Genomic DNA, 12,787 nt, shown 5'->3' on the forward strand with positions numbered 1-12,787 from the left:
CGTCCGCCCGATACGACAACGCGGCGCCGTCATTCGTGACGGCGCCGCGTTGTCATTCGGGCTGCTTCAGGCTTTCGTCAAGGCTTCTTTTCGCCGGCCAGCAGCAACCCCATGTGATCCTGGGCCTGCTGCAGCGCCCCTTCTCCGTCGCCCCAGCCGATGCGGCCGTCGGCGTTGTTGTCGGAGCCCGCGATAAGCTGATCGCAGAGCGATACCAGCTGCGATACGAGCGAGGCGGCCGCCGCGGCGGTGGTCGCCGCCTGAATCTGTTTGGCGATCGCGATCGCCTGATCGCCACGCGCCATGGCACTCCGTGCGGCGGTGGCCACATGGACCGCGTGGCTCTTCACGTTCGCCGACGCCGCGGGTTCCTTGGCCGCGAGCTCGACATGCTGTGCGATGCCACCGGCTGCGCGCTTCATGCCGAAGCCCTTGCCGGGGCCGCTGGGCGCCTGAGTGGGGTCGATCGCGTGAATCACGTGCCCGGCGTGCGTCTGCATGGACTGCAGATTCTCCGGCGTGCGCGCGGCAAAGGCGGCATGTTGCGCGGCGATTTTTGCTTCGGCGAGCGCCATCGGCAGGAAGCCCGACTTGTCGGGGGTATCCATGAAGCTCGACACCACATGGCCCAGATGGGTGCCCACCAGCCCGGGCGGCAGCGACGAGGCGGCGACGGCGCCCGGCGCCAGCGGGGCGGCGGCGATCATACCCGGTAGCGGCGCGCCAGTCACATCGGCGAGAATGCTGTCGAACTGCGCCCGTAGTGTCGCATTGCTGCTTACCAGGAAGCGCCGCTTGGAGAAGACCGAGTCGGCCATCCCCTTCTTGGCGAGGGCCTCGGTGATCATCTCGCGCTTCTTCTGCTGCAGCTCGAGCTGCGCTTCCTTCGTCTTGTTCTTCTGCTGAGCCGCCTTGTTGTCGCTGGAGTCGTGAATGGCGGAGACGATCAGGTGCGCCTCCACCAGCGCCCGCACTTCGGCGAGCGTGAGCGTGGGGGCAGACGCCGGGGCGCTGCCCGTGCTCTGCGCGGCGAGCGGCGCGGCGGCGATGAGGGCAGCCGTGCAGGCGAGCGCCAGAACGGCGGGCGGGCGGACAGGGAAGGCCATGGTCCGGGAGGTAGGAGTCGATCGGGGGCAGGTCGTTCACGCGCCCTGCGACACTATACGCATTCGACGCGCACTCCGCTCTGGCGAAGTGGTGATTTCAGCGGCATCGTCCCGCATCGTCCGCTGTCGCACCCCCGAGTCCGTCCACCGTCCAACCGTTCCGAGGCACCACCATGTCCCGAGGCATTTTCTCGCGCACGCCACAGCGCGCCGCCGCACCCGTTTCGCTTCGCGCGTCGATCCTGGGCGCCGCGCTGGCCAGCGCCGTGGCGTCCGTGGCGCTCAGCGGTACCGCCGCCGCGCAGGGCGGCGCCCAGTCCGCTGCCGCCCGTGATCCGCGCAACATGGGCGGCGGCACCTGCACGGCGAATCCGTACAACTGCGTCGACGCGGTGAATCCGCTCCCCGCGCCGAATACGGTGTGGATGGAAGAGATGACCTGGATGGACGTGCGCGATGCGCTGAAGGCCGGCAAGACCACCGCGATCATCGCCACCGGCGGCATGGAGCCGAACGGACCGTGGCTGGTGACGGGCAAGCACAACTACGTGCTGCACACGAATTGCGAGGCGATTGCGCGAAAGCTGGGCAATGCGCTGTGCGCGCCGATCGTGAAGTTCGTGCCCGAAGGCAACATCAGCCCGGCCAGCGGACACATGGTGTCGCCCGGCACGATCAGCATGCGCGAGGAGACGTTCCGCATGCTCCTCACCGACCTCGTGCACAGCCTCAAGGCGCACGGCTTCACGCGCATCATCCTGATCGGCGACAGCGGCGGGAATCAGGCGGGGCAGCGGTGGGTGGCCGACTCGGTCACGAAGCTCTGGCAGGGCGCACCCATCGTGGCGCACATCCAGGAGTACTACGACTACGCCAGCGTGGCCAAGCACATGGAGCAGTTCGGCGTGAACCAAACGGTGGCCGAAGGACTGCACGACGATCCGGAGATCTCGCTCAACATGTTCATCGACGACCCGAAGTCGATTCGCTATGACGAACGGGCAAAGGCGAAGCTGCTGACGATCAACGGTGTCTCGCTTGCCGACCGCAAGAAGGCGACGACGTGGGCCAAGCAGATCGTGGAATTCCGGACGAAGGTCACGGTCGACGCCATCGAGAAGGCCACCGCGAACAAGGGGACGCTGCCGGCCCCGCCGCGTCGCCCTGCCGGGAACTGAACTCGCTAGCTTAGACGGATGTCGATCCTCCGCACCACCCGCCGGCACAGTCGGCTCGCCCTGACCGCTCTCGGTCTGGCCGGCTGTGCCGGTGATCGTGCTCCGGTACCCGCACCGCCGACCGGCACGCCGATCGTTTCGGTGCTGCCGCCGTTGCCCCAGCAGTCGACAGAGCTGCGGGACGTCGTGCCACCGGATCTCGATCTCACCTTCGGCGCAGATTCCGTGCGCCTCACGATCTCGGTGGAGCCAGGCGCCCGCGTGAACGCGCTGCTGCCCCCCGTGCTCAATGCCGGGGACGGTCGCCGGTTCTTGCTGCGGGCGCCCACCGTGACCGAAGACAGCGCCTACTTCGTGGAGCGTGCGTCGGTCACCGTGCCCCGGTCAGCGCTGCCCATCCGCGGCACGCTGCGCACCAGCTTCTGTCGCCGCGACGAGCGCCTCTGTCGCAGCGCTGAGCGCGACGTGCTGCTCGAGGATCGGTAAGCCTCAAGCTCTCAAACATCCAGAACACGGAGACCACGGATCACCACAGAAACAACACGGATAAGCCAACAGCGCTTTAAGCTTATCCGTGTTGTTTCGGCGTGATCCGCGGCTTCCGTGTTCTGGCTGTTGCTGTTGCTGTTGCTGTTCCTGTTGCTGTTGTTGCCGGCCTCGCCGAGCCCTACTTGACCCGCGCCCGCTCGAGCTTCGTCGTGACGCCGTCACGCGCTGCGAGGATCACGACACCGCCCGGGCCGAAGCCTACGATGGTGCGGTTCTCGGGAATCTGCACTCGATCCACCACTTCGCCCTTCGCGCTCACGACGTCGTACACCGGGCCACCGGCAATCGGCTTGGTGGGGATGGTCCGCACCCAGATGTTGCCATCGTCGTCGGCCTTCGCGGCCGTGGCGAAGAACGCCGGCTGATAGTCCGGCAGATCGGTGGGCGACACGTAGTTGATCTGTGGGGCCATGATCTGCGGGGCGGCACCGCCGCCCGGACGTCCGCCGGCCGCGCCGGCCGTCTCGAAGCGCATCACCATCTGCGGCGCCGCGCCGCCCGCCGCGCCACCGGTGCCGAGCGCGGCGCCGAAGGCCGCCGCCATCGCGTTGCCCTGTCCGGGATTTGCCGCCGCTGCGCGATCACGAATTGCTTTCACCGAATCGATCAGGGCCACCTTCTGCTCGTCGGAGAGACGCTTCCAGTCGAACGCCATCTTGGGTGACGACCGATGCGTGCCATCGGGCGACATCCAGTCCACATGGTAGTCCTTGCCGCGGATCAGGGCCACGTCACCGCCCGAGGTGACGACCCAGTCATCGACCACCGGCAGCGGATTCACTTCGATCGAAATGCTGATCTTGCCGTCGTCACTGCGCACCATGTTGGTGTTCGTCTTCGGGATCTTGATGAACCCCACGGTATCCACCGCGCGCGACTGCAGATTGACCCGCACGATCGCCATGGTATCGGCCACCGCCGGCATCGTGGGCGCGCCCGTCGGTCCCATCTGCATGCGGAACCCCGGCATGCCGCGGTACACGAGATAGCCGTTGCTGTAGTACGCACCGGTGCCGAGGCCACCGGCGGCCAGCATCATCGCGTCCTGTGAGCGCGGCACCGACATCACGCGGCCGATCTTGCCGGCCGGGTCAATCACCAACATCGAGAGCGAGGCGGCGTCGACGAACAGCGTGGAGTCGCCGCGGAACGCGATCAGACTGCCCGACCGCGGGCCGTATGCGTTCGCCGTGCTGCTCGTGGAGTCGGCCACGATGCTGATGAGGGCGAACGTCGAGTCCACCAGCAACACACGACGGCTCGTGGCATCGTTGATCAGCAACCGCCCGCCGGGCAGCGCCCGCACGTTGTTCACCATGCCCAGCGAATCGGTGGTGGTGGCGTGCACCGCACCGAGTTGTCGAATGGGCGGCCGTGCCTGCGCGCCCAGCGTCGGCACCATCGCCAGCGTCGACAGGGTGAGCAGGAAAGCGGGATATCGAGTCATGAATGCGGGTCCGTTAGTGAGGTTGAACCAGGAACAACAGCGTGCGAAGCGGGAGATGAACTCACTGGCGCATGATGATGGTTTGTGTTCCACCGCCCATGCCGCCGCCCATGATCATGGCGCCACCACCGGGAATCATCATGCCGCCACCGCCGCCCGACGTGGCAGACCGGATCGACTTGAGGTAGCGATCGTCGAGCGCACTGGCCACGAAGGGCGGCAGCTTGCGACGCTGCGCATCGGTGAGCAGCCCCTTCACCGCCGGCGCGTACGCGCGGAGGATGTCGATGCTGGCTTCCCGTGCCTTCACGTACTGCGCGTAAATGTCGTCGTGATCGTAACGCTCGGGGAGGTCGGCGAACCGCTTCGAGATCGGCGCCCAGATGGAATCCAACCGCACCGTATAGCGGCGGTTCATCGTGGCCAGGCTGTCGGCCTGATCCGACGACAGCTTGAGCGTATCCTGATCGCGCAGCATGGTGGCCAGCGGATTCGGCACGCCACCGTTGCCGAACTGCGCTTTGATCATCGCTTCGCCCGCCTTCGTGCCCTTGGTGCGACGGCCACGGTCGAGCGACTGCGTGAGCACCTGACGCTCGCGCGTGGGGCCGATGTCGTAGCGCAGCTGGGCCGTGATCGTGACCGGCGTGCGGAAGCTGTTGAATTGCGGGTTGGTGGCGCCGAAGCGCTGATTCACTTCGTAGGTGTAGCGCTTGGTGGCCGGATTGAAGCCGCGCACGTACAGCAACGACTGATCGAGGAACGGCTGCTGTCCCCAGCCGCGCAGGTTGTTCTCGCCATGCAGCAGCAGGTCAGCGGCACCGAGCGGATTCGACACGTTGAACGACAGGTTGGCGCGCTGCGGTAGCCGCAGCTTGATCGGGTTGAAGGAGATCGACAGGTTGGCCGAACTCACCCATGGGCCCTGGCAGCTGTTACGCGCCGCCAGCGTGCCGAGCTGCGACGACAGACACGCCCGGGCCACCGGTGAACCGCTGGTCAACAGCGCCTGCATGCCGGCCGCCGTCGCCGCGTCGCTCGACGCCGGGTTGAACACGAAGGCGCGGTCGTTGCCGAAGCCGTCGCCGTTGACATCGCCACCGATCGTGGGCGTGAACGGCGTGCCCGAACGGAACTGCCCGAACCACCCCAGGCGAATGAAATCGAACGCGTTGTAGCTCAGGTTGTAGGTGATCTGATGGCGCGAATCGAACGTGGAGCGCGACCAGTTCACCGCCAGCGGATCGCCGGCCGTGCTGGTGAAGCCGCGGAACTGCTCGCGTACGTTCGAGTAGGTGTAGCTCATGCTCCAGCTGAAGTTCGTGCTGAAGTTCGTGGGCGACAGGCGCACGCTGCCCTGGGCGCTGCGTGAGGAGAGATCACTGCGCTGCTCCGTGACCCGTTGGAACGGCGTGGCGACGCGACCGTCGCCGGCCGCGATCGCACCGGTGAGCGGCACGATGCTGCCTGGTAGCACATACACCGGTCGGCCCGCTTCGTTGTCGAGGGCGAAGCGCTGCAGTCCCGCGAAATTGAGATCCACGAAGCTCGACTGCCGCGTGTTGAGCGAGTAGGTGGCGTCGAAGCTGGCATTCAACCGGTTCCGGAGAATCGGTCCCGACCAGCTGAGGTTCGACCGCAGGCTGCTGGGCGCGGCATACTCCTTCGCAAACAGCGTCACATTCGGGGCGCCGTTCGCGAACACCGTGCCCGTGCCGCCATTGGCGCAGCGGGTGGGAATCAGCGCCGGATTACTGTAGGCGTTCCAGTCGGGGTTTGGCGTGGCCGCCCCCACGCAGACCAGCTGCTGAATGGCGCTGGCCAGCCCCGTGTTGTCGATGGCCGAACCGATCAGCGTGGCTTGCGGGGTGTTCTGAAACACTCCGATGCCGCCACGCACCACGGCGCGCGGACCACGGAAGGCGCCGTCGAACGCACCGATCTGCGGCCCTGTGCCGTACTGCCACGAGAAGCCCACGCGCGGGCTCACGAACACGCCATTGGGTACGCGATCGTTGCGCACACCGAGCAGGCGCTCCACCTCGGTGTTGCGGGCGGGCGCATCGAGATACTGGTTGGCGTCCACGCGCACGCCGTACTGGAACTGCAGGCGCGTAGTGCGCCGGTACGAATCGCCGAGCGAGATCGCGCCCACCAGCATGCTGGACTCGCGCTCACGCGGAGCCAACGTGCGCGTGAAGGAAATCGGAATGCCGGCCTGCAGATCGCCCAGCGAGTTGTAGGCGAAGGTGCCCAGCCGATTCACCGTCTGATCCTGGGCCGAGCCATCACGGCGCACTTCCGTGCCCAGCTTGAGCCGGTGCTTGTTGTTGGCGCTGAACCACGACAGTGTGTTCATCGCCGACACGCTGTTCGACGTCTGCGACGTGCCGAGAAACTGGTTGCCGCCGAAGGCGAGGCTCTGCACCCCGTTCGTGCCATCGGCGAAATTCGAGTTCACGCGGACGCGCCCGCCCGGCAAATCCATGTACGGCGAGCCGTCATTCGTGGAGGCACTCACGCCGGCCGACGTTTCGGTGAGAATGCCGATGCCGCGCAGCGTGACGTAGCCGCTGTGGCGACCTTGAAAGCCGCCACTCAGGGAGGTGCGCTCGCCACTGGTGGTCGGCAGCCCGGTGGCAAGCGGCGACGCGGGATTCTGATTGTTCCAGTTCCCGTTGAACGTGAGGTTATACGCGGCACCACTGGTGCTCGAGGGCGGGGTGAAGTCGATGGCGCCGAACACCGAACCCTGATCGCCCAGCCGGCTGGAGGGCAGGCCACGGTAGCCGATCGGCACGTTCGCATTCCGCAGCAGACCGACCAGACGCTGCACGGAATCCGCCGCTACCCCCGACGCCTGCAAGCCGGTGCTCGACGTGTTCAGCAGCGTCTGCAGATCGTTACTGCGACGGCCAAGCTGAAAGGACACATTGTAGAACGCCTTGTCGAAAATCAGCGGCCCCGATACCGATCCGCCCAGCGACCCGTTGGTGTATTCCTGCCCGTTCGCCCGTGCCGCCGCGTCGCTGAACTGCAGCGGCGGGGCATCACCCACGAAGCTCAGCCCTCGGCCAATGAAGTTCGACCCCGGGCGCGTGCGCAGGCTGAACTGACCGCCGGAGAATCCACCGCGCGACACGTCATAGGGCGACGTGATGAGGGAACTGAGCACGCTGGCATCACGCGGCAACCCGGCGCCGCCGAACATCATGCCGTTGAGCGTGGTGTTGTTCTGATCGGCGCCGAGCCCCAGCACCGAGAACCCGTTGGCGCCGCCGTCCTGTCCGGGCACCAGCTGCACACCGGGCAGCGTCGCGGCCATGGCCGCGAGATCCCCCATCTGGTCGGGGGGCAGCGCATTGTTGTTCTGAATCACCCGTTCGGTGCCGCCGACGTCCTGTTGCACGTCGTTGCGCGACACCTTCTCGCGCGCGGCGGTCACCTTCACCGCGTCGAGCACGGCGCCCACCTTCGAGAGCTTGGCGTCGGCAATGAGAATGTCTTCGTCAGCCCCGCGCTTCACCTCGAAGCGCTTCACGCTGTAGCCGAGCGCGGTTACGGTGACCAGGTAGTCGCCGTCGCCGCCCGGGAAGGTCACGGTGAAGCGTCCGGCACGGTCGGTGCGCGCGGTGCGATTGACGTTGCCGGAGATCGACGTGACCACCACCGCCACATTGTCGAGCGGCTCGTTCTCGGTACCGGTGATTCGGCCTCGGATCACGTCGACCTGTTGGGCGAGGGCGGGCGACACGGTCGCCGACAGGGTGAGGCAGAGCAGGGCAGCGAGCGACAGGAAACGACGGAGCACGTCGGGAGGGATCTGGGGGAGCGGGCAGGGTGTGTCTATAAGGCTACGGACCATCCCTCACCAGCGTTTCGACACCGTTGTCCCCAATATCGTTTCCTCTGCGATCTCAGCGTCCTCTGCCTCTCGACGTGATCTCGGTCCGAGACATTTTGGATGGAGCCGTACTCACGGACGGACGCGCACGGAGAACGCCGGTTGACGTCCGGGCAGATAGCGCGGCACCGTCTCGTATCCGGCGCCAACTGTCTGGCGGCGTAGCCCGTAGTCGAGCACGTTGGGGCGATTCAGGGCATTGGTGAGACTCGCGCCGATCTCCACCTGCGTGCGCCCCAGCTGACCAGTGTAGGACAACCCCAGATCCACGTCGATCAGCACCGGACGGGTCTCCGCGCCCGGCATGCCGATGGGCAGGCCGCGGTTCATTGGTGCCGCGCCGAACAGGTCGTAGTATGCCTGGCGCAGCACCCATGGTCGTCCCCACACGCCGCGCGTGCGAGCGGCCAGCACCAGTCCCTTCACGGGGCGCGCTTCGGTGGCGAGCAGCACGCGATGCGGTTCCAGCCAGGGGGGCGGCTGCATCGTGCCGCCGAATCGCGCGGGGAAACGGCGGCTGGCGCTTCCACCGTCGTACGCGAGTTCGCTGCGAACGCCGACGCCGGCGAGCGCACCCTCGTGGATCACGCGTACCCCGAGGCCATAGGCCTTCCCTGACGACTGGGCCAGCAGCGTGGCCGGGTCTCGCACCGGCGCGCTGATGCCGGTGCTGTCGAACATCACGCCGTAGTTGAACATCGGGATAGACGGCTGCCAGCGTATGTAGCTCTCGCCCCGGATCTCCCAGCCGGTTCGCGGCCGCAACACGCCTTCCGCCGCCAGATGCCATGCCCGCGCCACAGGGGTGACGCCGTCGCTGGGCAGCCAGAAGCGCGCGTTCGGCACGAACGCCACCGGCATCGTGCTGGCTGCATCGAATTGATTGACGAACTGATGGTAGCCCCCGCCGGCCACCCGCCACGCCCATGGCCGCGCTCCCGACACCCGTTCGCCGCGCAGCGCCACGCGCGGTTCGGCGTAGGTGCGACCGCTCTGCAGTTGTGTCACCCGGAGCCCGGCGTCGAGATATCGGCCGCCACCGACGGCGATCGTGGCATCGCTGAACAGGGCGCCGCGCACCACGGACGTTTTGTACCCGATCGGTCGCAGCACGCGGTTGGCGAGATCCAGATGGGCGGCGGTGTGCGCGAGCTCCGTGCCGAGCACGAGGTCCACGCGTTGGGTCGCCGTGACCCGCCAGTCGGCGGCGAAGGCCACTTCCGCGATGCCATTGTCTTCCCGGGCGGTCACCGCGGCGGCCGGCATCGTGAGCATATGCATGCGTCCCGAATGCTCGAGTGCGTGAGAGGCGGCGCGCAGTTGCACGCGTTGCCGCACGCGGGGGCCGATCAACCAGCGGTGCGTCATCTGGCCGCCCGTCGTGCGCCAGCTGTACGCGTCGGACGACTGCAGGCTGCCCACTCCCGCTCCGGTGTCGGCCGCCGTACCGTCGTAGGACACGCCGTTGGCGGTCCTGAAGGCCGAGACGTCCAGCTGCTGCGACACCCCCCATCGCAACCGCGTGGCCGCATGCAGATCGTGCAGGGATACTTGCTCGTCGCCGACGCTGGTGGCGTAGCGCGTTCGGTCCAGTTGCGCGGTTCCTGGAAACGCGGCAAACCCGCTGAGGCGCGCAAGCAGGACCGGGTCGGGTGCGCTCCAGTGGCGCAGGGAGCGCACCAAGGCCGATGGCGCCGTCCACTGCCACATGCCGGTGCGGCCGGCCACCATCACATGGCCCAGCGCCCCGGCCATGCGAATCGGTGCCGACAAGCGCCCCGAGGCCGTGATCGGATTGACCGAGAACTCCGTCGCGGGGGCGTTGCCACCGTCTGCCGGTACGACCGCCTGCTCGAGATCGATCACGCCGGTGGCGAAGCTGCCATCGGCGGCGCGAAATCCGCTGCGCCGCACGGTGAGTCGCTCCACGACGGCCGGCGCGACCACGCCGAGCAGCCCCGCGAGCGAGCCGGCGTCGTACAGCGGAATGCCATCCAGCCGCCACGGATGCTCGCCGAGATCACCGCCCTGAAGGTGCAGGTCGCCGGTCCCGTCGCGTCGCGATACGCCCAGCGGGACCGGGGCGCCTGGGAGGAACACCGCGGGGCCGGTGACGAGGCCATCGATCGCGCGTGGCGCGAGCTCTGCCGCGCCCAGCACACGACTCGCGGCCCCCGGGCGCACGCCGTTGACGACGATCGGTCCCGCGGACACGTCGGTGCGCTCGAGCGGCAACCGGATCATGTGCACATCGTTCGGCTGCAACTCGAATGAAGACTGAGAGGGCCGGTAGCCTACGGCGCGCACCGAAAGCGCGTAGCGCCCCGGACGCAGACGCGGAAAGCTGAAGCCGCCATCGTCCTGCGACAGCACCGATGCGGGGAGCTCTGCCAGCTGGATGCGGGCCGACGGCAACGGGGTCCCGGTTGCGGCATCGATGACCACCCCGGCGAGGCCGGCGAACACCGGCGCGCTTTCCGTGCGCGCCACCACGACGTACGTGCCCGACGACAGCCGTACGTAGTCGAGGCCCGCCGACCGCGTGATGCATCGGAGGACCTCCTCGGGAGGGGCGTCGGCATGACGACACGACACGCGCGTGGCGCTCCGCTCGCCCAGCGACGCCGCCTGCCAGACGAGATTCATCCGCGCGGCCTGTGACAGTGCCTCGAGGGCTTCCACGAGCGGCAGGTCGAGGAGCGCGATTGTAATCAGGGCCGGCGTGCTCGCCGCTCCCCGGACGGGGGGCCGCTCAGTGGGCGGACGGGACTGCGCCGGCAGGCGCGTCGTCGCCAGCAAGGCCGCGCCGATATACAGGTGTGGCAACCAGCGACCGATCACGGCGCGCGTACCGCCCCTTGCACACGGAAGCCCCGACTGGTCCGGATGAACGAGAGATTCTGGGCGGCGCATAGATCACTCAATACGCGCTCCACCCCCGGCACGGTTGGGTAGAAGAGCGAGACCGTGGTGCGGGCATCGACCGTCGCGTCGGTCGTGATCTCCACCGAGAAACGCCGCGCGAGTTCCTCGAGCACCGCACTGATCGGCTCATCCAGCGCCGCGAGTCCGCCGGTTCGCCACGTCGCCACGCCCTGCCGCGCCACCGGCTGCGGCTGCAGCCCCTCCGGCGTGACCCTCGCTCCCTGCCCGGCGGTGAGCACCAGCCGCCCGCGTCCCGCCGTGACGGCCACCTTTCCCTCCTCAACCTGCACGCGCGACCCGTGCTGCCCCTCGGCCGCTCGCACCTCGAAGCGCGTACCCAGCACCTGAACCGTGGCATCGGGCGTGTGGATGATGAACGGGCGACCGTCGCGGGCGACCGCGAAGAACGCTGTCCCTCGCAGGGCGACCGAACGGTCCGCGCTTCGGAGCGGGGTCGGCCACGCGAGTCGCCGTGGGTACGAGAGCGCGCTGCCGGCTGCCACCCACACGGTGGTGCCATCGGGCAGCCGCTGCGGCGTCACGGTGCCGCCCCTCGCGACCTCGTGCCGCACCGGCGTGGCACCCCATGCAGCCAGCCCACCGGCGGCGAGCATCAGCGCCGCCGCGATCGACCAGCCCAGGCGCGGCGCGGTGCGAACGGTGGTACGGGTACGCGATCGGATATCCGATGGGGCATCGCGATCGATCGCGGTCGCGTCGCTCGTGACCAGCGTCGGCCCGAATGGGCCGTCATCGGTAAACGGGATGCGTGCCGGATCGTGCAGGCGTGCCTGCAGACGCGCCCACGCCGCGTCCTGCTTCGCGTGGTCAGCATGGGGGGCGGACGCATCGCGCATCGCGGCCAGCGCCGCCTCCACCCGCGCGCCCGCCGGTCCGTCATCGTTCGGAAAGTTCGAGGTCACGTCACGCACCAGAGAAAAGCCGCCACCATCGCGCCGGCGTCGGCGAGCCGCCAGCGCAGGGTGGAGAGTGCTGCCACGAGGTGATTGTTCACGGTACGCGGGGCGCAGCCCATGACGTCGGCGACCTCGGTGTGCGACAAGCCCTCCACGCGCGTCAGCAGTAGGGCCTCGCGCTGACGGGGGGGGAGATCGTCGATGAGCGCCGACACCAGTGTGGTGAGGTCGTCGCCGCACACGTGGGCATCGGGCGATGCCGCCGGGCGCGGCGAGGCGGCGCTGGCCAGCGCTGCGGGGTCGGTCAGCAACTGCTGCCGCGTGGCCGCATCACGACGGAGGTTGAACGCGAGATTGCGCACGGTTCGAAAGAGCCAGGCCCGAAGGGGTGTCTCGGCGTCGAGGCGCGTGCGCCAGTCCCACAAGCGCACGAACGCCTCCTGCACGAGGTCCTCGGCAACGGCCTCGTCGCGCACCAACGTGCGTGCGGTGCGAAGAAGCGGTCCGTACAGCGCATCGAACAGCTGGCGGAACGCCAGCTCGTCGCTCCGCTGCACACGGGCCGCCAGATCGGAGAGGTCGTCCGGGGAGAAGAAGGTGGTCATTGTTGCTCAAGGGACACGCGACGGCGGCGCGATGACTAGTGGCGCCGTTCAGAACTCCCCGATAAAGCCGACTTCCGGTTGTAGTTCATAGCCGAACCGTTCCTTCACTTCCGCCTGCGCATGCGAAACCAGCGCTCGCACGTCGGCGGCGGTGGC

The 12,787-nt window shown here is 67.9% G+C and carries 8 protein-coding genes and 1 pseudogene; 2 read left to right on the forward strand and 7 right to left on the reverse strand.

Going from position 1 to position 12,787, the window contains the following annotated elements:
- Positions 1-77: 77 nt before the first annotated feature.
- A complete protein-coding gene (locus ACIRA7_RS07420; RefSeq protein WP_396220215.1) occupies positions 78-1,106 on the reverse strand; it encodes a hypothetical protein in 1,029 nt (342 codons plus the stop codon).
- Between the two features lie 173 nt (positions 1,107-1,279).
- Here ACIRA7_RS07420 and ACIRA7_RS07425 point away from each other — a divergent pair, with 173 nt between their 5' ends.
- Positions 1,280-2,284 carry a creatininase family protein gene (locus ACIRA7_RS07425; RefSeq protein WP_396220216.1) on the forward strand — a complete coding sequence of 335 codons (1,005 nt, stop codon included), beginning with the start codon at positions 1,280-1,282 and terminating at the stop codon, positions 2,282-2,284.
- A gap of 18 nt (positions 2,285-2,302) precedes the next feature.
- A complete protein-coding gene (locus ACIRA7_RS07430; protein WP_396220217.1) occupies positions 2,303-2,770 on the forward strand; it encodes a hypothetical protein in 468 nt (155 codons plus the stop codon).
- A gap of 181 nt (positions 2,771-2,951) precedes the next feature.
- On the opposite strand, the gene ACIRA7_RS07435 is transcribed toward ACIRA7_RS07430, so the two are convergent.
- The 6 genes and pseudogenes from ACIRA7_RS07435 to ACIRA7_RS07460 form a co-directional block, all read right to left on the reverse strand.
- Positions 2,952-4,280 (reverse strand): hypothetical protein, encoded by a 1,329-nt coding sequence (locus ACIRA7_RS07435; protein ID WP_396220218.1) that lies wholly within the window; start codon positions 4,278-4,280, stop codon positions 2,952-2,954.
- Positions 4,281-4,341: 61 nt separating this feature from the next.
- Positions 4,342-8,091, reverse strand: coding sequence for a carboxypeptidase regulatory-like domain-containing protein (locus ACIRA7_RS07440; protein ID WP_396220219.1), 3,750 nt, complete (start codon positions 8,089-8,091; stop codon positions 4,342-4,344).
- A 165-nt stretch (positions 8,092-8,256) separates the two neighbouring features.
- Positions 8,257-11,025 carry a carboxypeptidase regulatory-like domain-containing protein gene (locus ACIRA7_RS07445; RefSeq protein WP_396220220.1) on the reverse strand — a complete coding sequence of 923 codons (2,769 nt, stop codon included), beginning with the start codon at positions 11,023-11,025 and terminating at the stop codon, positions 8,257-8,259.
- The gene (locus ACIRA7_RS07450; protein WP_396220221.1) at positions 11,022-12,041 is read right to left on the reverse strand and encodes a FecR family protein; all 1,020 of its coding nucleotides are present in this window, start codon (positions 12,039-12,041) and stop codon (positions 11,022-11,024) included. Before ACIRA7_RS07450 ends, ACIRA7_RS07445 begins: the two co-directional genes overlap by 4 nt.
- The gene (locus ACIRA7_RS07455) at positions 12,029-12,631 is read right to left on the reverse strand and encodes an RNA polymerase sigma factor (protein WP_396220222.1); all 603 of its coding nucleotides are present in this window, start codon (positions 12,629-12,631) and stop codon (positions 12,029-12,031) included. The genes ACIRA7_RS07450 and ACIRA7_RS07455 overlap by 13 nt, the downstream gene beginning before the upstream one ends.
- Before the next feature lie 48 nt (positions 12,632-12,679).
- Positions 12,680-12,787 (reverse strand): annotated as a pseudogene (locus tag ACIRA7_RS07460) (UDP-N-acetylenolpyruvoylglucosamine reductase); the annotation flags it as partial.

Origin of the sequence: Gemmatimonas sp., assembly GCF_044376735.1 — a bacterium.
Classification (GTDB): domain Bacteria; phylum Gemmatimonadota; class Gemmatimonadetes; order Gemmatimonadales; family Gemmatimonadaceae; genus Gemmatimonas.

Excerpts from the sequence above, each read along its gene's own strand:
- ACIRA7_RS07430 (WP_396220217.1), top strand. The coding sequence starts at position 2,303 with ATGTCGATCCTCCGCACCACCCGCCGGCACAGTCGGCTCGCCCTGACC.
- ACIRA7_RS07455 (WP_396220222.1), bottom strand. The coding sequence starts at position 12,631 with ATGACCACCTTCTTCTCCCCGGACGACCTCTCCGATCTGGCGGCCCGT.
- ACIRA7_RS07435 (WP_396220218.1), bottom strand. The coding sequence starts at position 4,280 with ATGACTCGATATCCCGCTTTCCTGCTCACCCTGTCGACGCTGGCGATG.
- ACIRA7_RS07425 (WP_396220216.1), top strand. The coding sequence starts at position 1,280 with ATGTCCCGAGGCATTTTCTCGCGCACGCCACAGCGCGCCGCCGCACCC.
- ACIRA7_RS07420 (WP_396220215.1), bottom strand. The coding sequence starts at position 1,106 with ATGGCCTTCCCTGTCCGCCCGCCCGCCGTTCTGGCGCTCGCCTGCACG.